We start from the raw sequence: 19,185 nt of genomic DNA, 5'->3' as shown, positions 1-19,185 counted from the left end.
CCAACTATAAATATGTCGATAGGCCGCTGTCGCTCCAGTGATTGGACACTGACAGTGAGTCAACTAGCCTAAGTCGAGCGGTTCTTCGCGCGCAGAACCGAGGACGGTCCGAGCCACGAGGGGGGAGGCTCGGACCGTCCGCAGTGGTGCCTTCCGCCAGATGTCCGCAGGTCAGCCTGCCGTTGCGTCCAGCGCCCGCAGCACGTCCGCGATCAGGTCCTCCGGGTCCTCGGCGCCCACGGAGAAGCGGACGAAGCCCTCCGGCACCGCGTCCCCGCCCCAGCGTCCGCGCCGCTCGGCCGTGGACCGCACGCCGCCGAAGCTCGTCGCGTCGTCCACGAGCCGCAGGGCGTCCAGGAAACGGTCCGCCCGCTCGCGGGACGGCAGTGTGAAGGACACCACGCACCCGTAGCGCCGCATCTGCAGCGACGCGATCCTGTGGGACGGGTCGTCGGGCAGCCCCGGATAGCGCAGGCCCGTGACCTCCGGCCGCTCCCGCAGCGCCTCGGCGAGCCGCAGCGCGGTGGCGCTCTGCCGCTCCACGCGCAGCTGCAGCGTGGCGATCGACCGGTGGGCGAGCCACGCCTCCATGGGCCCCGGAATGGCGCCGACGATCTTGCGCCAACGCCGCACGGCGGCCATCGCCCCGGCGTCCCGGCCGGTGACGTACCCGAGGAGCACGTCGCCGTGTCCGGTCAGCTGCTTGGTGCCGCTGGCCACCGCGAAGTCCGCGCCGAGCTCCAGCGGGCGCTGGCCCAGCGGCGTCGCCAGGGTGTTGTCGACGGCGACCAGGGCCCCCCGCGCGTGGGCCGCTTCGGCGAGCCGCCGCACGTCACACACGTCCAGACCGGGGTTGGAGGGCGTCTCGATCCACAGCAGCTTCGCGCCGTCCAGCACCTCCAGCTGAGCGTCGCCGCCGGTCGGCGCGGTGCGCACCTCGATGCCGTACGCCTCCAGCTGGGCGCGCGCCAGTGGCAGCGCCTGGTAGCCGTCGTCCGGGAGGACGACCGCGTCCCCCGCGCGGAGCTGGGAGAACAGCACCGCGGAGATGGCGGCCATGCCGGAGGCGAACACCAGTGTCTCGACGCCGTCCCGCCCCGGAGCCTCCAGTTCGCCGATGGCCCGCTCCAGCAGGGTCCACGTCGGGTTCTCGTCCCGGCCGTAGGTGTACGGGCCGGTCGGGTCGCCCGGCAGATGGAAGTGGGCGGCGAACACCGGCCCGGGCAGGGTCGGCTCGTGCTTCACCGGCTCGGGCAGCCCGGCCCGCACCGCACGGGTGCCGTCGCCCGGCCCGCCCGTGCCCCTTGTCGCGTCGCTCATGCCGTCCGTCCTTCCACCTGCTCGCGCACCGCGGCGAGCAGCCCTTGGCTCGCCGCCTCCACCATCTCAAGACACACGTCAAAACCCTCAGGACCCCCGTAGTAGGGATCGGGCACGTCGAGGTCGTCACCGGCGGCCGGGTCGTACGACCGCAGCAGCCGCACCTTCTCCGCGTCCCGCTCCGTGGGGGCGAGGCGGCGCAGCGCCCTGAGATGACCGGCGTCCAGCGCGACGACCAGATCGAGACGGTCGAACCAGGAGGGGTCGAACCGCCGGGCCGTGTGCTCGGCGTCGTAGCCGTTCCCCCGCAGCACGGCGGCGGCGCGGGGATCCGCGCCCTCGCCCTCGTGCCAGCCGTCGGTGCCGGCGCTGTCGATCTCGACCAGGTCCTCCAGCCCGGCCTCGGCCACGCGCGCGCGGAAGACGAACTCGGCCATCGGGGAACGGCAGATGTTGCCGGTGCAGACGAAGCAGACGCGGTAGGTCATCCTGGTCAGTCCCCGTCGGGCAGGACGACGTTCAGGGCCCAGGAGACCACGGAGATGATCAGGCCGCCCAGGACGGCCGTCCAGAAGCCCTCCACGTGGAAGCTCAGGTCGAGCTGGCCGGCGAGCCAGGAGGTGAGCAGCAGCATCAGGGCGTTCACCACCAGGGTGAACAGGCCCAGGGTCAGGATGAGCAGTGGCAGGCTCAGCAGGTTGACCACCGGCTTGACCAGGACGTTCACCACGCCGAAGATCAGCGCCACCAGGAGCAGGGTGCCGATCTCCTTGCCGGTGTCGTCCCCGGTCAGGGTGATCTTGTCGAGGAGCCAGACCGCGACCGCGAGGGCTCCCGCGTTGGCGATCGTCTTGACTAGGAAATTCTTCATGTGTCTGATCGTTGCAGACAGCATCGTGATCGGGCAGTGAGAGAACAGGGGCGGGACCAGTGAAGGCATTCCGGCTGGACGAACTGGAAGCGGAACGTGCCGCGAACGACGGGGCGTACCTGCAATTCCTGCGGGAACGGAACATGTCGGTCGGCCTCTACGCCCTGGACGCCGGCGCCCAGGACCCGCAGCAGCCGCACGGCCAGGACGAGGTGTACTTCGTGGTCAGCGGCCGCGCCTCGATCACCGTCGGCACGGAGACCACGGAAGTGGCACGCGGCAGTGTCGTCTACGTACCGGCCGGGGTACCGCACAAGTTCCACCACATCAGCGAGGACCTGCGGGTCCTGGTGGTGTTCTCTCCCCCGGAGAGCTGAGGCCCGGTCTCGGGGTTCCCTAGGGGACGGGTCAGGGGAGGACAAGGGATCCAGGGCCCCCGCCGGACCTCCGGCCGCCCTAGCATCGAGTGCAGGACATCATCGACACGACCCGGCGGGCAGCGGGCGGAGAGGTAAGGACGAGGCCATGCGAGAGATCTTCACGGGACTGCCGTGGTGGGTGAAGTGGATCGCGGTGCCGGTCATCGCCCTGGTGGTGTTCGGCGGTCTGATAGCGAGCGTGGTCGGCTTCGTCGTCGGCCTGCTCTTCAAGGCGCTGGTCTTCGTCGCCCTGGTCGGCGGACTGATCTATGTCGTGCGGAAGTTCACGGCGAGCTCCTCGTCGCGCGACTGGTGAGCCGACGGGAACCGGCGGGACGGTAACAGGAAGCGCCGGTTCCCTCGGGTGGGGGAAGTTTCCGCCCAGGATCTCCTGAGAGCGGTGACGGCCGGTTAGAGTCCGGAACTCGACGCGGGGCCGGTCCCCGCGAGCGGCGACTCCACCACCCGTGTTCCCCGCACGGGCTGCCCCCTCGCGTTACGGGAGTGACCCTTGGCCACGACTGGCACCGCCCCCGCCTCTCGGACCGCGGTCCCCCCGCAGCCCCGTTCGCCGGCACCGCCCGCCTCTCCCGCCGGTGCGACCCTCATCGGCTCGGTCCAGCGCGCCATGCGCCTGCTGGAGACCGTCGCCGGTCACGAGCACGGCGCCCCGGCCAAACAGCTGGCCCGGGAGACCGGGCTGGCGCTTCCCACGGCCTACCACCTGCTGCGCACCCTGGTGCACGAGGGGTATCTGCGGCGCGACCGCGGGCTGTTCTTCCTCGGGGAGGCCGTCGAGCGGCTGAGCAGCAGCGGAGCGCGGCAGAAACGTCGCAGCACGGTGACCGACACCCTCGCCCGCTGGCGGGACGCGGTGGGCGCCCCCGTCTACTACGCGGTGTACCACGACGGCGAGATCGGTCTGGTCGGCGTCGCCGACACCCCGGCCGCCCCGGCTGTCGAGGAGTGGGCCGACTTCCGCGAGACCGCTCACGCCCACGCCCTGGGCCAGTGCCTCCTCGCGCAGCTCGACGAGGCGGCCCGGCGCGACCATCTCGACCGCTATCCGGTGCGGCCGGTCACCCCGTACACGGTGCGCGACGCCCACAGCCTGCTCCGCCGCCTCGAACGCGCCCGGGGCAGCGACATGGTGACCGAACGTCAGGAGTACGCGCTGGGGACGGTGTGCGCCGCGATCCCTCTCACGGTCGGCGCGACAGCGGCGTCCGTGGCGGTCTCGCTGCCCGTGCACCAGGCCGAACGGCTCCTCCCGGTGGTCCAGCGGCTGCAGGCGGAGACGCGCCGTCTGCCGGGGTCGCTCGCACTGTCTATCAGTATCTGAAAACTCACTCCTTGTGATCTGCTGTGTACGTTCAGCAAGATTCCCTCTGGTGTCAGGGTCCATGCCCGGCCAGTCCGCGGCGAATGACGGGGTAGGCGATGCGCGAATCCGTACAGGCAGAGGTCATGATGAGCTTTCTCGTGTCGGAGGAGCTTTCCTTCCGCATTCCGGTGGAGCTGCGTTATGACACCTGTGATCCCTACGCGGTGCGGCTGACCTTCCATTTGCCCGGAGACGCCCCGGTGACGTGGGCGTTCGGCCGGGAGCTGCTGGTCGACGGCGTGGGCAGGCCCTGCGGCGAGGGCGATGTGCGGGTCGCGCCGGTCGACCCCGACACCCTGGGCGAGGTGCTGATCCGGCTGCAGGTCGGCAGCGACCAGGCGCTGTTCCGCTCGTCGGCCGCCCCGCTCGTGGCCTTCCTCGACCGCACCGACAAGCTGGTGCCGCTGGGGCAGGAAGGGGCGCTCGCCGACTTCGACGCCCATCTCGACGACGCGCTGGACCGCATCCTCGCGGAGCAGAGCGCCGGCTGAGGCGTTGGGCCGACCGGGTGGGCCGGTGGCGTAACGCTTCAGCGCGCCCCCGGCCCGGCGCCCGACCCGCGACGGGGGACGTCAGCGCTTGCGGCGTCGGCCCCGTCCGCCCCGCACCATGGCCGGCCGGGGCTCCGGCGCGTGTCCCGCCGTCTGCCCGGACACCGGGGCCCGGTCCGCCGGGCGGTCGGCCGAGACGACCAGCGCGGCCAGGGCCGTGGTGACCGGCACGGAGGCGACCAGGCCGATCGAGCCGATCAGCGTGCGCACGATCTCCTCCGCGACCAGCTCGCTGTTGGCGACCGTCCCCACGCCGCTCTGCGCGACCGAGAACAGCAGCAGCAGCGGCAGCGCGGCGCCCGCGTAGGCGAGTACCAGGGTGTTGACGACGGACGCGATGTGGTCGCGGCCGATGCGGATGCCCGCGCGGTACAGCGCGCGGCGTCCCATCGACGGGTTGGCCTCGTGCAGTTCCCACACCGCGGACGTCTGGGTGACGGTCACGTCGTCGAGGACACCGAGTGAGCCGATGATGATGCCCGCGAGCAGCAGGCCGCTCATGTCGATGTCCGGATAGAGACCGTGGATCAGGCCGGTGTTGTCGTCCGTATTGCCGGTGAGGGCCGACCAGCCGATGAACACGGACCCCAGGATGCCGATCAGCAGCAGCGAGACCAGGGTGCCGAGCACCGCCACCGAGGTGCGGGCCGACAGCCCGTGACAGAGGTACAGGGCGAGCAGCATGATCAGGCTCGCTCCCACCACCGCCACGACCAGCGGGTTCGAGCCCTGCAGGATCGCCGGCAGGATGAAGAAGGTGAGCACCAGGAAGCTGACCGTCAGCGCGACCAGAGCCATGACGCCCCGCAGCCGGCCCACGGCCACCACGGCGAGAGCGAAGACACCGGCGAGCAGCGCCAGGGGGAAGCGGCGGTTCACGTCGGCGACCGAGTACTGCAGGTCCTCCGGTGCGGAGGGCTCGTAGGCGACGACGACGCCCTGGCCCTCGCTCAGCTGCCGGGACTGGTCCGGCTGCACGATCTCGGTGAACGTCCGGCCCTTGTCCTTGCCGGTGTCGACCCGGATCGTCGCCTTCTTGCAGGTGCCGTTCGCCTGTCGCTGGGCGGAGGATCCCTCGGCGGTGGAGGTGTCACCGGTCGGGACGCCGGCGGAGGGGTTCGCGGAGGCGCAGTCCATCGCCACCACCTCGGTGACGGTGGCCTGCTGCGTCTGGCGGTCGAAACCGACGCCGGTGCGCTCGTGGGCGGGGGCGCCGCCCGGCCACAGGACGGCAAGGCCGACGAGGACCGCGGCGGCGAAGGGGATGAGGACCGCGGCGATGACCTTGCGCAGGTGGCGGGAGACGGGGGTGGCCGGGCCGTGGCTGTGGCTGTGTCCGGGAGCGTGCCCGTGGTGGGCCCCGCCCGTCGGCACCGGATCACCCGGCGTCACCGGGGCGTTCAAGCGCCGGTGGGAGCCGGTGTGCTCGTGCGAGCCCGTGCGCCCCTGCCCGGGGCCGTGCTCGTGCCGCTGCCCAGGACCGTGCCCGGGCTGGGCGTCGGCACCGTGCGGTGGCTCGGACGGCGGGTACGGAGGCGGAGAGTTCGAGGTCACCGACCGATCATCGCAAGAAGGAAGGGGGCCCTCTGGTCACCGCGCCAGAAGTGCCGCTAGCGTGGAGGCACGTTTTGTACACGCGGGAGCTCGGAGCACCGGGCTGAGAGGGCGCTGACCTCCGTCCCAGCGATGTTCCACGTGAAACATCACCGACCTCGAGTGATGTTTCACACGGAGCGTCGACAGACGGAAACCGCTGCGTCGACCGCCGAACCTGTTACCGGGTAATGCCGGCGTAGGGAGTAGGTCTCATGACCAACAAGGACGCACGCACGCCTGCCTCCGCGCAGAACCCGACGGAGACGTCGGAGGCCACGGAGGCCGGGAAGTCCATCGGCTGGCACAAGGCGTACGTCGAGGGCAGCCGCCCCGACCTGCGCGTGCCGGTCCGTCAGGTGCACCTCACCAACGGGAAGTCGGTCACTCTGTACGACACGTCAGGCCCGTACACCGACCCGCTCGTCGACACCGACGTCCGCCGGGGACTGGCCCCGCTGCGCGAGAACTGGATCGTCGCCCGCGGCGACACGGAGGAGTACGCGGGCCGTCCCGTCCGACCCGAGGACGACGGGATCAAGCACACCTCGCCGCGTGGGGGCCTGCGCAATCTCGACGCGGTCTTCCCCGGCCGGCCGCGTCAGCCCCGCCGGGGCCGTGACGGCCGGGCCGTCACCCAGCTCGCGTACGCGCGCCGGGGCGAGATCACGCCCGAGATGGAGTTCGTGGCGGTCCGGGAGAACGTCTCCCCCGAGGTCGTCCGCGAGGAGATCGCGGCAGGCCGCGCGGTGCTGCCCGCCAACGTCAACCACCCGGAGACCGAGCCGATGATCATCGGCAAGCGGTTCCTGGTGAAGGTCAACGCCAACATCGGCAACTCGGCGGTCACGTCCTCCATCGAGGAGGAGGTGGAGAAGATGACCTGGGCGACCCGCTGGGGCGCCGACACGGTCATGGACCTCTCCACCGGCCGCAACATCCACACCACCCGCGAGTGGGTGCTGCGCAACTCCCCCGTCCCCATCGGCACGGTGCCGCTCTACCAGGCGCTGGAGAAGGTCGACGGCAAGGCCGAGGAACTGACCTGGGAGATCTACAAGGACACGGTCATCGAGCAGGCCGAGCAGGGCGTGGACTACATGACGGTCCACGCGGGTGTCCGCCTCGCGTACGTGCCGCTCACCGCGAACCGCAAGACCGGCATCGTCTCGCGCGGCGGTTCGATCATGGCGGCGTGGTGCCTGGCGCACCACAAGGAGTCGTTCCTGTACGAGCACTTCGAGGAGCTGTGCGAGATCCTCGCCGCGTACGACGTCACGTACTCGCTCGGTGACGGCCTGCGGCCCGGGTCCATCGCGGACGCCAACGACGAGGCGCAGTTCGCGGAGCTGCGGACGTTGGGCGAGCTCAACAGGATCGCCAAGCGGCACAACGTACAGACCATGATCGAGGGGCCGGGGCACGTCCCGATGCACAAGATCAAGGAGAACATCGACCTCCAGCAGGAGATCTGCGAGGAGGCGCCGTTCTACACGCTCGGTCCGCTCACGACGGACGTCGCGCCCGCGTACGACCACATCACCTCGGGCATCGGCGCCGCGATGATCGCCTGGTGGGGCACGGCCATGCTCTGCTATGTCACGCCCAAGGAGCACCTGGGCCTGCCCAACCGGGACGACGTGAAGACCGGCGTCATCACGTACAAGATCGCGGCTCATGCCGCCGACCTCGCCAAGGGCCACCCGGGCGCCCAGGAGTGGGACGACGCGCTCTCCGACGCGCGCTTCGAGTTCCGGTGGGAGGACCAGTTCAACCTGGCCCTCGACCCGGACACGGCCCGTGAGTTCCACGACGAGACCCTCCCGGCGGAGCCGGCGAAGACGGCCCACTTCTGCTCCATGTGCGGCCCGAAGTTCTGCTCCATGAAGATCTCCCAGGACATCCGCCGCGAGCACGGCGGCAGCCGCGCCGAGATCGAGGAGGGCATGGCCCAGAAGTCCCGCGAGTTCGCGGCAGCGGGCAACCGCGTGTATCTGCCGATGGCCGACTGACGCAGGGGGAGGCGGTGCCGACGGCCCCGTGGGCGTCGGCACCGCCTCCGGTCCAGCGGCGTGTCAGGGTTCCCACGTAACCGAGGCTGGGGCCGCGGGCGTGGGCCACCGGGCAGGTGACCTCAGAGCAGATCGGCTCTCCAGGCGACCAGACCTGGCCGGTCCGCCTCGTCGAAACCCACCGCGATCGGCTTGTCGCCCTCACCCGTCACCACGTGAATGCTGCACTGCGTCACGCTGGCGCTCGTCGGGACTGTCGCAAGAATCCAGTCGGACGGGCAATCGGGGACCTCCGGGTCCACGAAGTAGGGGCTTTTCCCTGGTATCTGCCGACCGCTTTCCATGAGGAGGCGGACGTGATCGGACTGGTTGTTGTAGAGGTCTGTCGGCCCGGTGTTGGTGTAGGTGACCGAAACGTAGTACGGCACGCCGCGACGCTCCTCCTCGGTCAGACCGAGATCCGGGCCCTTGAGGTCGGCCATGCTGCCGCGGCGTACGGACACCAGGGTGGCGGGCAGCTCGAGGATGCCGTCCTCGCCGGCGTCGTGCCGGACGGGGATGACGTCCCCCGGGTCCGCCAGACCGGCGGACACTGTCTCCACGCCGCCCTCGACGGGCCAGACCGCGACTGCGCCGGTCTCGTCGAAGTAGCCGCCGGTGTAGTGCAAGAGGGACAGCACTCCGACGCCCTCGGGCAGTGCATAGGTCACGCAGACCTCGTAGGAGGCGCCGGAGGCCGGCGTCTCCGGCGGGAGGTTCGCGCACGGCAGGCCGGCTCCTCCCGGCCTGCCGCCGCTGATGAGGACCTCCTCCCCGTGCTCCCAGTCGGTGCCGATGAGGACGAGATTGCTGTCCACCTTGTAGGTGTCAGTCATCGTTCTCGGGCTGGTGTTGGTGACCTCGAAGGTGAGGTAGTGGGGGACTCTGTCTTCCAGTTCCTCGTCCACGCGGGCCCCGCGCATGTCCTCCTCGGAGCCCCGGACCAGGCTTTTGACCGTGATCCGGGCCTCGTACGACCGATCGTCGGCGTCCATGTGGACGACGTCGTGCGCACCGGTCCGCACCGGCAGGTCGGTCCAGGAGGCAGGCCTCTCCCGAGTTCGTTCCGCCGCCCCGCCCGCGCTCTGCTCCCCCGCGCACCCGGCAAGGAGAAGCAGGGCCACCGCACCCATGGAGGTTTTCCTGAGATGGCTGGACAGGCGCATGGGCTTCCTTGCCGCACATGAGACCGGCGATCACCGGAGGACTGACGCATCCTAGGACGTCGTGCGGTGACCCGACGGTATGGGTGGAGGCCGGCGACTTCCGGTCCCAGCCGTGCCAGGTGGCGGGATACGCCGTGGGTCACCTCGTGGTTTTTGGCGGGGGTGGGCAGACTGGGGCCATGGCAGCGAGGGCGATGAGCAAGGGGTCCAATCTTTCCGTCGAGGCTCCCGTGGTGCGGGCCGAGCTCGCCTGGGCGGCGGGGCCCGGTGTGCCCGACCTCGACGCGTCGGCCCTGCTGCTCACCGCGGCCGGGCGGGTGCGCGACGACGCGGACTTCGTCTTCTACAACCAGCCCCGCCACGCCTCCGGGGCCGTGCGGCACCTGGGCAAGCGGCGGGCCGACGGGGCCGCCGCCGACACCGTCGAGGTGGACCTGCGCTCCGTGGAGCCGGCGATCGAGCGGATCGTGCTCGGGGCGTCGGCCGACGGCGGCACCTTCGGCCAGGCGCCCGGGTTGACGCTCCGGCTCGTGGACGCCGGCTCGGGCACCGAACTCGCCCGCTTCGACATGGCGGCGGGCTCCGAGACCGCCTTCATCGGCGGTGAGCTGTACCGGAGGCAGGGTACGTGGAGGTTCCGCGCGGTCGGGCAGGGGTACGACTCCGGCCTTGCCGGACTCGCCACGGACTTCGGTATCACCGTCGACGACCCCGGCCAGGCGCCCGCAGCCGCAGTCGCGCCTCCGCCGCCCCCGCCCGTCGCCCCCGCTCCCTCCGCACCGCCCCCGTCCGGCGCCACCCGCCTCACCAAGGGTGAGGAGCGGCTGCCCGTCGACATGCGCAAGCGGCTGTCCCTGCGCAAGGAGCAGGTCGCGGTCAGCCTGCGCAAGCACGGGGCCACCGAGATCACCGCGAGGGTGATCCTCGTGCTGGACGCCTCCGGGTCCATGTCCTTCCTGTACTCCAAGGGCGTCGTCGCCGACGTCGTCGAGCGGATGGCCGCGGTCGCCGCCCAGCTGGACGACGACGGGGAGATGCAGGCCTGGACGTTCGCCACCCACCCGGCCCGGCTGCCGGACCTGCGGCTCGGCGAGCTTCCCGAGTGGCTGCGGCTGCACGTCCGGGTGGGGGAGATCGCCCTGTTCCGGCGCAAGCGCAAGAAGGGCCTCGATCCGAGCCAGGTCGACATGCGCGATGTCGGCATCCAGAACGAGGAGCAGAAAGTCATCGCGGAGGTGCGCGCGTACGTGCGCGCGCACCCGACGTCCGGCCCCACGCTCGTGCTGTTCTTCTCCGACGGCGGGGTCTACCGCAACGCCGAGATCGAGGCGCAGCTGCGTGAGGCGGTCGAGGAGCCCGTGTTCTGGCAGTTCGTGGGGCTGGGGCACGCCGACTACGGCGTGCTGGAGCGGTTCGACACGCTGACCGGGCGACGCGTCGACAACGTCGGCTTCTTCTCCGTCGACGACATCAGCACGGTCCCGGACGCGGAGCTGTACGACCGGCTGCTGTCCGAGTTCCCGCAGTGGGTCAGGGCGGCGCGCGGGGCGGGCATCCTCTGACGCCCCGCCCCCCCCGGGACGTACGCCGGAGCCCCGGCGTGCGTCCCCCGCGCGGCCGTGACGCTACTCCGGCTGGTGTTCCGGACCCCCGAAGGCGGGGCTCGAGTAGTCCGGGCTGGAGTAGCTGGGCCGGCTCCCCCGGTTCACCCCCTCCTCGGGACTGGAGAAGCCCGGCCGGCCGTACCCCAGGTGCGGGATGCGGCTGGCCGGCGCGGGCGGCGCCGTGCGCTGCGGTGCCGTGGATCCCGCCGGATCCTGAAGCGCCTCCCGCAGGAACGGCACGATGCCCCGTTCCAGCAGCGCCTCATGCCAGGCCGCCCTGGCCCGGGCCACCTCTTCGTCGAGCTCCCGGTCCGTCCCGCCGAGCGCCGAGGGCTTGTTGCGCAGCGCGGTGAGCAGCAGCCCCGCTCCGGCGACGAGGATGGCGACGGCCGTGACCGCGCCGAACACCCAGCCGGTGGTGAGCATCGTCCGGGCGAAGTCGTTGCCGGAGTCGAGCGCCCGCAGGACGAAACCGACGAGCAGGAATATCGCGGCGGCGGTCCCGGCCAGGACCGGCGCCAGGACGGCGACGACGGCCGCCGCCCCCGCTCCGGTGGCCTCGGCCATCTCGCCCATCGACGCGGCGAACCCCGCCGCGCCGGTGCTCCCCGGCTCGCCGCTGCCGGAGTCGCGCACGTCCGGGGTGGCCGAGGGCGGCCGGCGGGCCTCCTCGCGGACCTTCACGTAGTGCTGGTACTCCGTCGCCGCGGCCGCGCTGATGAGCGCGGTGGCGTTCAGCGCCATCGTGCGCAGCTGCTCCGAGTTGAGCCGCTGTCCCACAGCGGCCGGCTGCGGGCTGTGCGGTGCGGAGCGCAGCGCCTCATCGAGAACCCGCTCGTAGTCCTGGCGGTCCTCGCTCAGCAGGTGCTGCGGAACGCTGTTCATGTGCATCCCCCGATGCTCCGTAGGGCTTGGGGCTCGGCATGCTGACGAGCCGTCGGGCAGAAACGGAGGGGAGCCTGCTACGGATAAGCCGATGGTAGAGCGGTGACGGCGCGCGGTGACAGGGGGTTTACGGAAATTACCGTCCCCGGGATGCGGTCGCGGGCCGCCGCAACACGGCCCGGGGGCGCCTCAGTCGGACAGCGGCAACTGCCGTACCAGCAGTTTCCCGGACATCGTCACGCCGCCGTCCATCGCGATGGCGAGTCCGTCGGCGTACACGTGCGGTTCGGCCACCGCGGGACCGTTGTCGTCCTCGCCGTCCTCGGAGCCGACCTCGCCCAGCAGATACGGGATCGGGCTGTGTCCGTGAACGACCCGGGTGCCGCCGTACGTATCGAGCAGGGAGCGCACCGCGTCGGCGCCGCCCTCGTCGCGGAAGGAGAACCGCTTGGTGAACTTGCGGAACAGGTCCCAGACCTCGTCGGCGTCGTTCCGGGTGAGGGTCTCGCGGATCGTGTCGTTGACCTCTTCGATCGACCGGCCGTAGTCGAGGTAGGCGGTGGTGTCCGAGTGCAGCAGGAGATGGCCGTCGACCTCCTCGACGGCGTCGAGGCGGGCCATCCACTGCAGGTGGTGGTCCTGGAGGCGGTCCATGTCGGTCTTCTGGCCGCCGTTGAGCAGCCAGGCCGCCTGGAAGGTGGCGGTGCCCGCGCCCGAGTTGACGGGCGTGTCGCCGAACCGCTTGGCACCGAGCAGCAGCAGTTCGTGGTTGCCCATGAGCGCCTTGCAGTAGCCGCCGGCCGCGGCTGCCTCGGCGGACAGCCGCATCACCAGGTCGATGACGCCGATGCCGTCCGGGCCGCGGTCGGTGAAGTCGCCGAGGAACCACAGGCGCGCGGTGCCGGCGCACCACTTGCCCGCGGAGTCGATGAGGCCCTGTTCCTGGAGGGCGGCCACCAGCTCGTCCAGGTAGCCGTGGACGTCGCCGACCACGTACAGCGGGCCCTTGCCGGTGGCGGGCTGCGGGTCGGGCGCGGCCACGGGGTCGACGGTCACCTGGACCGTGTCACCCCGGTTGATGACGGGGAGGTCCCGCTGGGTCGGCGTGTACCCGTCCGGGTACGCCTCCTCGGCCGGCGGGACGACGTCACCGGGGTGCGTGCTGTGGACGTACGGACCGGTCTCGTGGACGTACGCGGGCACCCGGAAGTCGCGCAACGTCGCCGTCCGTTCCGCCTCGGGTCCCTGACCGGCCCCCTGAGTCATCGACCCCTCCACCATCGCGCCGCATCTGCACCGCGTCGGACTGCCTGGTCGCAGCGGCCCGCGGTGTCGTGGGCCCATCATAGGAATGCGGATCGCGCCGTGTGATGACCCAGGGGTGGTGAATCAGAACAAGACTCCGGTTCGCTGCGGCTTTCGCCCCGTTTGCGGTGGTCTCCGGCCGCCCGGAACGCGTCCCTCGCCGGCGCGCGGTCGTCCCCCGGACGCCCCCCGAACGCCTGACGAACCTCCGGCCGGGCTTCGCCCGGCGACCGGCCGGTGGTCCGGATTCCGGTGACGGGCAGCCCCTGCCGTCCCCATTCCTGTCCCATGTTCCCCGTGTCCCCGTTCCCCGTGACCGGCCGGTCGTCGAGCGTCCGGTACCCGGGCCACCCGGAACCGGCAGTGGCCGGTCGTGCCGCTCCCCGTTCCAGGAACCCGGTGCCCTGACCTGTCCTCCGGCCGCCCGGCCGTCCCCTCGTCGTCCCCGCGGCGCGTCCCCGCGCATCCACCACCGGTGACCGGACCGTCCCGCCGGACGGCCGGTCCGTGTCCTCCCCGGGAACTCCGAGCGGGCCGGGTCCCGCCTCGCTTCACCCCTCCGGAAGCGGGACGTTCCCCCTGGTCGTCCGGCCCTTCGTGCCCCGGGTGCTCACGTCCCCTGCGGCGACCTCGGCGGGCTGACCGTCGTGCGGGGCGGCCGGCGCTGCGAGGACGTGCGCACGATCAGCTCGGTCGGTATCACCTGCTCGACCGGCTGGTCGGAGTCGACCCCCTCGATGGCGTCGATCAGCAGCTGCACCACGGCCGTGCCGATGCGGCGCGGTTTCAGGGAGAGCGTGGTGACGGGCGGCTCGGTGCTGGCGTAGACCGTGGACTCGCTGCAGCAGACGAGGAGCAGGTCGTCGGGCACCCGCAGCCCGTAGCGGCGGGCCGCGGCGAGCAGGTCGGTGCCGTTGGGGTCGAAGAGCCCGTAGACCGCGTCGGGGCGGTCCGGGCGGGCGAGCAGCCGGTCGGCGGCGACGGCGCCCGCGCACGGGTCGTGCGCCGGGTACGCCTCGTACACCGGGTCCTGTCCCACCCGCTCGCACCAGTGCAGGTACGCGGTGGTCGACAGGTGGGTGTACGTGTCGGTGGTGGTGCCGGTCAGCAGGCCGATGCGGCGGGCGCCGGCGTCGGCGAGGTGGTCGAGGATGCCGAGCACGGCGGCCTCGTGGTCGTTGTCGACCCAGGCCGTGACCGGCAGGGAGCCGGCCGGGCGGCCGTCGGAGACGACGGGTAAGCCCTGGCGGACCAGTTCGCCGACCACCGGGTCCTGGTCGGAGGGGTCGATGACCACCGTGCCGTCCAGGGCGACGTTGGACCACACGTCGTGGCGGGAGGTCGCGGGCAGGATGACGAGGGCGTAGCCGCGGGCGAGCGCGGCGGAGGTCGCGGCCCGCGCCATCTCGGCGAAGTACGCGAACTCGGTGAAGGTGAAAGGTTCATCCCCGTACGTCGTCACGGTCAGGCCGATGAGTCCGGACTTCCCGGTGCGGAGCGTTCGGGCGGCGGCCGAGGGGCGGTACCCCAGTCTGTCGGCCACCTCGCGGACGTGGCGCCGGGTGGCGTCCGGGAGCCGGCCCTTGCCGTTGAGGGCGTCGGAGACGGTCGTGATGGAGACTCCGGCGGCGGCGGCCACGTCCCTGATGCCCGCTCGACCCGGCCGGCTGCCTCGGCGTGAGGTTTCCGCGCGGCTCACCTGGTGCTTCCCTGCTGCTGTCATGGCGAGCCGATAGTAGGGCTCATGCGGTGGGGTAGGGCGGACGCATATGCACGCATCGGCAGGCACGTTTTTGCATGATCATTTAGCGTCAATCGCCTGCGAAACCATGGGTGTTGAACGTTCCCATACCAGTCCCTGACGTGTCCGTGCATGTGCGCCTGGCGAGGGTGTGATGTTGCGAAGAGGTCTCAACTCACCTGCACGGGTGATGCGCGCCACGGCGCGAACCACCGGCGCATAGATATATGTGCAGCGCGCCCCTGACATGCACGCCCTTCGCACCCGTACGGGCGATGTCGCCCGTGTTGTCCATGTGACGGACGGGAAGGCAGGAGCCGTCGTCGTCCCTATACGCAGCGACGCCGAATCCTCATAAGGTGAGGAGTATTGGATGTCGGCGGCGGTCATGGACCGCCGGTCTTCGCGAGGAGGACTGCGGTGAGCGAGACGAGCCCCAAGCTGCGCGCCGAGCTGGAGGGGATCCCCACCTACAAGCCGGGCAAGCCCGCCGCGGCCGACGGGCCGGTGGCGTACAAGCTGTCCTCCAACGAGAACCCCTACCCGCCGCTGCCGGGTGTGATGGAGACCGTGACGGCCGCGGCCTCCTCCTTCAACCGCTACCCGGACATGGCCTGCACCGCCCTGACGGCCGAGCTGTCCGAGCGCTTCGGGGTCCCGGCGTCCCACCTGGCCACGGGCACCGGCTCGGTCGGCGTCGCCCAGCAGCTGCTGCAGGCCACCTCCGGCCCCGGCGACGAGGTGATCTACGCCTGGCGCTCCTTCGAGGCCTACCCGATCATCACGCAGATCAGCGGCGCCACGTCCGTGCAGGTCCCGCTGACCGAGGGCGACGTGCACGACCTGGACGCGATGGCCGACGCGATCACCGACCGGACCCGGCTGATCTTCGTCTGCAACCCCAACAACCCGACCGGCACCGTGGTGCGCCGGGCCGAGCTGGAGCGCTTCCTCGACCGGGTGCCCGGGGACGTCCTGGTGGTGCTGGACGAGGCCTACCGCGAGTTCATCCGCGACCCCGAGGTGCCGGACGGCGTGGAGGTCTACCGGGAGCGGCCCAACGTCTGCGTGCTGCGCACCTTCTCCAAGGCGTACGGTCTCGCCGGGCTGCGCGTCGGTTTCGCCATCGCCCACGAGCCGGTGGCCGCGGCGCTGCGCAAGACGGCGGTGCCGTTCGGTGTGAGCCAGATCGCCCAGGAGGCCGCGATCGCCTCGCTGCGGGCCGAGGACGAGCTGATCGGCCGGGTCGGCGCCCTGGTGTGCGAGCGGAACCGGGTGATGGACGGGCTGCGCGCCCAGGGCTGGACGGTGCCCGAGTCCCAGGCCAACTTCGTGTGGCTGCGGCTGGGGGAGCGCACCGTGCCGTTCGCGCAGGCGTGCGAGCAGGCCGGTGTGGTCGTCCGGCCGTTCCCGGGCGAGGGGGTGCGGGTCACCGTCGGTGAGACGGAGGCGAACGACCTCTTCCTGAAGGTGGCCGAGGAGTTCCGTACCCAGGGCTGACCCGCGGGTGCGAGGGGCGGCCGGCGGGTGATCCGCCGGCCGCCCCTCGTCGTGTCCGGGGCGGGTTCGTCCCCGCGTCCAGGGACGCCGGGCGAAGGGGTTGACATCACACCGGACCCCCCTTCCGGGTCGTGAAAGCAGTACGTCATAATTGCTTGTGAATGTGAACGCGTTCACAAGCGCATCCCGTTTCTCCCGAGATGACCGGGGACGGAGCGGGCTCAGCGCGGCTGCTGCACCACGGCGAAGTAAGGAGCGACGACGTGGATCTGGCTCTGGCGCCGGAGACCCTGGCGCGATGGCAGTTCGGAATCACCACCGTCTACCACTTCCTCTTCGTCCCCCTGACGATCTCGCTCGCCGCCCTTGTCGCCGGGCTGCAGACCGCCTGGGTGCGGACGGAGAAGGAGAAGTACCTCAGAGCGACGAAGTTCTGGGGGAAGCTCTTCCTGATCAACATCGCGATGGGCGTCGTCACCGGCATCGTGCAGGAGTTCCAGTTCGGCATGAACTGGTCCGACTACTCGCGGTTCGTCGGTGACGTCTTCGGGGCGCCGCTCGCCTTCGAGGCGCTGATCGCCTTCTTCTTCGAGTCCACCTTCATCGGCCTGTGGATCTTCGGCTGGGACCGGCTGCCGAAGAGGATCCACCTGGCCTGCATCTGGATGGTCTCGATCGGCACGCTGCTGTCGGCGTACTTCATCCTCGCCGCCAACTCCTGGATGCAGCACCCGGTCGGCTACCGGATCAACGAGGAGAAGGGCCGTGCCGAGCTCACCGACTTCTGGCTGGTGCTCACCCAGAACACCACGCTCAACCAGGTCTTCCACAGCTTCTCGGCGGCCTTCCTCACCGGCGGCGCCTTCATGGTCGGCATCGCGGCCTTCCACCTGCTGCGCAAGAAGCACATCCCGGTGATGCGCACCTCGCTGCGGCTCGGGCTGGTCACCCTGGCGGTCGGCGGACTGTTCACCGCGGTCAGCGGCGACACCCTCGGCAAGGTCATGTACGAGCAGCAGCCGATGAAGATGGCCGCCGCCGAGGCCCTCTGGGACGGCGAGGCACCCGCGCCCTTCTCCGTCTTCGCCTACGGCGACGTCGACGAGGGGCACAACAAGGTCGCCCTGGAGATCCCCGGCCTGCTGTCCTTCCTCGCCCACAGCGACTTCGAGTCGTACGTGCCCGGCATCAACGACACCAACGAGGCGCTGCAGGAGAAGTTCGGACCCGGCGACTACAAGCCCATCGTGCCCGTCGCCTACTGGGGCTTCCGCTGGATGATCGGGTTCGGCATGGCCTCCTTCTCGGTGGGTCTGCTCGGGCTGTGGCTCACCCGGAAGAAGTTCCTGCTGCCGGCCGCGTACCGCACCGGCGAGGACGAGGTGCCGCGTCTGGTGCTGCTGAAGCAGCCGCTCGGCTCCCGGCTGACCCGGCTGTACTGGCTGGCCGCGGTGTGGACCATGGCCTTCCCGCTGATCGCCAACGCCTGGGGCTGGATCTTCACCGAGATGGGCCGTCAGCCCTGGGTCGTCTACGGCGTGATGCGCACCGAGGACGCGGTCTCCCCCGGCGTGTCGCAGGCCGAGGTCATCATCTCGATGACCGTCTTCACCCTGCTCTACGCCGTGCTGGCCGTCATCGAGGTCAAGCTGCTCGTCAAATACGTCAAGGCCGGGCCGCCCGAGCTGAGCGACTCCGACCTCAACCCGCCCACGAAGCTCGGCGGCGACGTCCGTGACGCCGACAAGCCGATGGCCTTCTCGTACTAAGCCGAGGGAGCTGCACTGTCATGGAACTGCACGACGTCTGGTTCGTCCTGATCGCGGTCCTGTGGACCGGCTACTTCTTCCTCGAGGGCTTCGACTTCGGGGTCGGCGTCCTGACCCGGCTGCTGGCCCGCGACCGGGCCGAGAAGCGGGTGCTCATCAACACCATCGGGCCGGTGTGGGACGGCAACGAGGTCTGGCTGCTCACGGCCGGCGGAGCGACCTTCGCCGCCTTCCCCGAGTGGTACGCCACCCTCTTCTCCGGCTTCTACCTGCCGCTGCTGGCCATCCTGGTCTGCCTGATCGTCCGCGGTGTCGCCTTCGAGTACCGGGCCAAGCGGCCGGAGGAGAACTGGCAGCGCAACTGGGAGACGGCGATCTTCTGGACCTCGCTGCTCCCGGCGTTCCTGTGGGGCGTCGCCTTCGGCAACATCGTGCGCGGGGTCAAGCTCGACGCCGACTTCGAGTACGTGGGCACCGTCTGGGACCTGCTCAATCCGTACGCCCTGCTGGGCGGTCTGGTCACGCTGACCCTGTTCACCTTCCACGGCACGGTGTTCACGGCCCTCAAGACGGTCGGGGAGATCCGGGAGCGGGCACGGAAGCTGGCCCTGAAGGTGGGGCTCGTCACCGCCGTGCTGGCATCGGCCTTCCTGCTGTGGACGCAGGCCGAACGCGGTGACGGCGCCAGCCTGGTCGCGTTCGGTGTGGCGGTCGCCTCGCTGGTCGCCGCCCTGGCGGCCAACCAGGCGGGACGCGAGGGATGGTCGTTCACCCTGTCCGGCGTCACGATCGTGGCCGCGGTGGCCATGCTCTTCCTGACGCTGTTCCCGAACGTCATGCCCTCCACGCTGGAGCCCGAGTGGAGCCTGACCGTCACCAACGCCTCGTCCGCCCCGTACACCCTGAAAATCATGACCTGGCTCGCGGTCATCGCCACCCCGCTGGTGCTGCTCTACCAGGGCTGGACCTACTGGGTCTTCCGCAAGCGGATCGGCACCCAGCACATCGCCGATCCCGTGCACTGAG

Annotated in this window: 17 protein-coding genes and 1 riboswitch; of the genes, 9 read left to right on the top strand and 8 right to left on the bottom strand. The window is 70.6% G+C overall.

Translation table 11 applies throughout. The features are described 5' to 3' along the window. Window positions 1-171: 171 nt before the first annotated feature. Genes ACIQ8B_RS03510 through ACIQ8B_RS03500 form a run of 3 tightly spaced genes read right to left on the bottom strand, consistent with a single transcriptional unit; the run spans window position 172 to window position 2,191 of the window. Window positions 172-1,320, bottom strand: coding sequence for a cystathionine gamma-lyase (locus tag ACIQ8B_RS03510; protein ID WP_290002278.1), 1,149 nt, complete (start codon window positions 1,318-1,320; stop codon window positions 172-174). Continuing rightward, complete coding sequence (locus tag ACIQ8B_RS03505; protein ID WP_403544959.1) at window positions 1,317-1,808, bottom strand: low molecular weight protein-tyrosine-phosphatase; 492 nt, start codon at window positions 1,806-1,808, stop codon at window positions 1,317-1,319. Before ACIQ8B_RS03505 ends, ACIQ8B_RS03510 begins: the two co-directional genes overlap by 4 nt. 5 nt (window positions 1,809-1,813) lie before the next feature. Then, complete coding sequence (locus ACIQ8B_RS03500; protein ID WP_290002274.1) at window positions 1,814-2,191, bottom strand: phage holin family protein; 378 nt, start codon at window positions 2,189-2,191, stop codon at window positions 1,814-1,816. A 59-nt stretch (window positions 2,192-2,250) separates the two neighbouring features. Here ACIQ8B_RS03500 and ACIQ8B_RS03495 point away from each other — a divergent pair, with 59 nt between their 5' ends. From ACIQ8B_RS03495 to ACIQ8B_RS03480, 4 genes are all read left to right on the top strand, one after another. After that, on the top strand, window positions 2,251-2,568 hold the full coding sequence (locus tag ACIQ8B_RS03495) for a cupin domain-containing protein (protein ID WP_048457242.1): 318 nt from the start codon (window positions 2,251-2,253) through the stop codon (window positions 2,566-2,568). 148 nt (window positions 2,569-2,716) lie between these two features. Beyond that, window positions 2,717-2,926: a DUF5326 family protein gene (locus ACIQ8B_RS03490; RefSeq protein ID WP_093549636.1), complete on the top strand. Its 210-nt coding sequence runs from the start codon at window positions 2,717-2,719 to the stop codon at window positions 2,924-2,926. Window positions 2,927-3,121: 195 nt separating this feature from the next. Then, the gene (locus ACIQ8B_RS03485; RefSeq protein ID WP_403544956.1) at window positions 3,122-3,952 is read left to right on the top strand and encodes an IclR family transcriptional regulator; all 831 of its coding nucleotides are present in this window, start codon (window positions 3,122-3,124) and stop codon (window positions 3,950-3,952) included. Between the two features lie 98 nt (window positions 3,953-4,050). After that, window positions 4,051-4,485, top strand: a complete 435-nt coding sequence (locus ACIQ8B_RS03480; protein WP_106413425.1) for an SsgA family sporulation/cell division regulator — start codon at window positions 4,051-4,053, stop codon at window positions 4,483-4,485. A gap of 81 nt (window positions 4,486-4,566) precedes the next feature. On the opposite strand, the gene ACIQ8B_RS03475 is transcribed toward ACIQ8B_RS03480, so the two are convergent. Then, window positions 4,567-6,099 (bottom strand): YibE/F family protein, encoded by a 1,533-nt coding sequence (locus ACIQ8B_RS03475; RefSeq protein ID WP_403544954.1) that lies wholly within the window; start codon window positions 6,097-6,099, stop codon window positions 4,567-4,569. Between the two features lie 72 nt (window positions 6,100-6,171). Beyond that, a riboswitch (TPP riboswitch) is annotated at window positions 6,172-6,361 on the top strand. Between ACIQ8B_RS03475 and thiC the strand changes: the two genes are divergently transcribed. Then, entirely contained in the window at window positions 6,354-8,150 is a 1,797-nt protein-coding gene (thiC, locus tag ACIQ8B_RS03470; protein WP_365416335.1) for a phosphomethylpyrimidine synthase ThiC, read from the top strand. (Overlaps the previous riboswitch by 8 nt.) 122 nt (window positions 8,151-8,272) lie before the next feature. Here thiC and ACIQ8B_RS03465 read toward each other — a convergent pair whose 3' ends face one another. Continuing rightward, window positions 8,273-9,355 carry a hypothetical protein gene (locus ACIQ8B_RS03465; RefSeq protein ID WP_403544952.1) on the bottom strand — a complete coding sequence of 361 codons (1,083 nt, stop codon included), beginning with the start codon at window positions 9,353-9,355 and terminating at the stop codon, window positions 8,273-8,275. Window positions 9,356-9,534: 179 nt separating this feature from the next. Between ACIQ8B_RS03465 and ACIQ8B_RS03460 the strand changes: the two genes are divergently transcribed. Then, window positions 9,535-10,917, top strand: a complete 1,383-nt coding sequence (locus ACIQ8B_RS03460) for a VWA domain-containing protein (RefSeq protein ID WP_403544950.1) — start codon at window positions 9,535-9,537, stop codon at window positions 10,915-10,917. A 63-nt stretch (window positions 10,918-10,980) separates the two neighbouring features. Here the strand turns inward: ACIQ8B_RS03460 and ACIQ8B_RS03455 are convergent, their stop codons facing one another. The 3 genes from ACIQ8B_RS03455 to ACIQ8B_RS03445 form a co-directional block, all read right to left on the bottom strand. Next, window positions 10,981-11,850, bottom strand: a complete 870-nt coding sequence (locus ACIQ8B_RS03455) for a hypothetical protein (RefSeq protein WP_403544948.1) — start codon at window positions 11,848-11,850, stop codon at window positions 10,981-10,983. A gap of 183 nt (window positions 11,851-12,033) precedes the next feature. Continuing rightward, entirely contained in the window at window positions 12,034-13,125 is a 1,092-nt protein-coding gene (locus tag ACIQ8B_RS03450) for a metallophosphoesterase (protein WP_403544946.1), read from the bottom strand. A gap of 634 nt (window positions 13,126-13,759) precedes the next feature. Beyond that, window positions 13,760-14,872, bottom strand: a complete 1,113-nt coding sequence (locus tag ACIQ8B_RS03445; protein WP_290002169.1) for a LacI family DNA-binding transcriptional regulator — start codon at window positions 14,870-14,872, stop codon at window positions 13,760-13,762. Window positions 14,873-15,310: 438 nt separating this feature from the next. Between ACIQ8B_RS03445 and hisC the strand changes: the two genes are divergently transcribed. From hisC to cydB, 3 genes are all read left to right on the top strand, one after another. Next, window positions 15,311-16,390 carry a histidinol-phosphate transaminase gene (gene hisC / locus ACIQ8B_RS03440; RefSeq protein WP_290002168.1) on the top strand — a complete coding sequence of 360 codons (1,080 nt, stop codon included), beginning with the start codon at window positions 15,311-15,313 and terminating at the stop codon, window positions 16,388-16,390. Window positions 16,391-16,653: 263 nt separating this feature from the next. Beyond that, complete coding sequence (locus ACIQ8B_RS03435; protein WP_403544943.1) at window positions 16,654-18,159, top strand: cytochrome ubiquinol oxidase subunit I; 1,506 nt, start codon at window positions 16,654-16,656, stop codon at window positions 18,157-18,159. A gap of 20 nt (window positions 18,160-18,179) precedes the next feature. Next, window positions 18,180-19,184 carry a cytochrome d ubiquinol oxidase subunit II gene (gene cydB, locus ACIQ8B_RS03430; RefSeq protein ID WP_106413436.1) on the top strand — a complete coding sequence of 335 codons (1,005 nt, stop codon included), beginning with the start codon at window positions 18,180-18,182 and terminating at the stop codon, window positions 19,182-19,184. The last annotated feature ends 1 nt before the right edge of the window (window position 19,185 follow it).

The sequence above is a fragment of the Streptomyces sp. NPDC096105 genome, from assembly GCF_044763335.1.
Classification (GTDB): domain Bacteria; phylum Actinomycetota; class Actinomycetes; order Streptomycetales; family Streptomycetaceae; genus Streptomyces.
Note: the sequence above shows the minus strand (reverse complement) of the source record. Positions and strands in the feature narration are given on the sequence as shown.

Excerpts from the sequence above, each read along its gene's own strand:
- ACIQ8B_RS03510 (WP_290002278.1), bottom strand. The coding sequence starts at position 1,320 with ATGAGCGACGCGACAAGGGGCACGGGCGGGCCGGGCGACGGCACCCGT.
- ACIQ8B_RS03505 (WP_403544959.1), bottom strand. The coding sequence starts at position 1,808 with ATGACCTACCGCGTCTGCTTCGTCTGCACCGGCAACATCTGCCGTTCC.
- ACIQ8B_RS03500 (WP_290002274.1), bottom strand. The coding sequence starts at position 2,191 with ATGAAGAATTTCCTAGTCAAGACGATCGCCAACGCGGGAGCCCTCGCG.
- ACIQ8B_RS03490 (WP_093549636.1), top strand. The coding sequence starts at position 2,717 with ATGCGAGAGATCTTCACGGGACTGCCGTGGTGGGTGAAGTGGATCGCG.
- ACIQ8B_RS03480 (WP_106413425.1), top strand. The coding sequence starts at position 4,051 with ATGCGCGAATCCGTACAGGCAGAGGTCATGATGAGCTTTCTCGTGTCG.
- thiC (WP_365416335.1), top strand. The coding sequence starts at position 6,354 with ATGACCAACAAGGACGCACGCACGCCTGCCTCCGCGCAGAACCCGACG.
- ACIQ8B_RS03465 (WP_403544952.1), bottom strand. The coding sequence starts at position 9,355 with ATGCGCCTGTCCAGCCATCTCAGGAAAACCTCCATGGGTGCGGTGGCC.
- ACIQ8B_RS03460 (WP_403544950.1), top strand. The coding sequence starts at position 9,535 with ATGGCAGCGAGGGCGATGAGCAAGGGGTCCAATCTTTCCGTCGAGGCT.
- ACIQ8B_RS03455 (WP_403544948.1), bottom strand. The coding sequence starts at position 11,850 with ATGCACATGAACAGCGTTCCGCAGCACCTGCTGAGCGAGGACCGCCAG.
- ACIQ8B_RS03450 (WP_403544946.1), bottom strand. The coding sequence starts at position 13,125 with ATGGTGGAGGGGTCGATGACTCAGGGGGCCGGTCAGGGACCCGAGGCG.
- ACIQ8B_RS03445 (WP_290002169.1), bottom strand. The coding sequence starts at position 14,872 with ATGACAGCAGCAGGGAAGCACCAGGTGAGCCGCGCGGAAACCTCACGC.
- cydB (WP_106413436.1), top strand. The coding sequence starts at position 18,180 with ATGGAACTGCACGACGTCTGGTTCGTCCTGATCGCGGTCCTGTGGACC.